The organism is Ensifer sp. 22521 (assembly GCF_052044795.1).
In the GTDB taxonomy this organism is placed as follows: domain Bacteria; phylum Pseudomonadota; class Alphaproteobacteria; order Rhizobiales; family Rhizobiaceae; genus Ensifer.
In genome coordinates this window covers 1-617 of sequence record NZ_JBQENM010000074.1, presented here as the reverse complement: position 1 = coordinate 617, position 617 = coordinate 1, and the positions used below count along the sequence as shown (strand labels likewise).

At 61.6% G+C, this 617-nt stretch carries 1 protein-coding gene; it reads left to right on the top strand.

Going from position 1 to position 617, the window contains the following annotated elements; translation table 11 throughout:
* Window positions 1-617 (top strand): cadherin domain-containing protein (locus tag ACTJKE_RS36580; protein WP_440693921.1); only part of this gene is annotated, 617 nt, incomplete at both ends.

Genomic DNA, 617 nt, shown 5'->3' with positions numbered 1-617 from the left:
CGCTGTCCGGCACGGACGCCGCGCTGTTCGACATCGACGCCGCGACCGGTGTTGTCACCTTCAAGGCGGCGCCCGACTTCGAGGCACCGGTCGACGCCGATGGCGACAATGTCTACGATATCGTCGTCACGGCCTCCGATGGCACGCTCACAACCGATCGGGCGGTCGCCATCACGGTCACCAACCAGAACGAGAACGGATCACCGTCGATCACGTCGAGCGGTGGTGCTGACACGGCTCAGATCTCGGTACCCGAGAACACCACGGCAGTCACTACCATAACAGCCAACGATCCGGACGCCGGCGACACACTGACGTATTCGATTGTGGGGGGCGCCGACGCCGCCCAATTCAGCGTCAATGCATCGACGGGTGCACTGAGCTTTGTGGCTGCGCCGGATTTCGAGGCGCCTAGCGATGCAGGGGCAGATAACGTCTACGATGTGACGGTTCAGGTGTCGGACGGACATGGTGGTATCGACGCGGTAGCTATTCAGATTGGCGTGCGCCAAGAGTTTTTGAATCTACCCACATCTGGCGACGACCTGCTGATTGGGACGTCTGGGGCGGATAGTTTGGATGGGCTTGGCGGGAACGACGAAATCGTCGGGCTGGGC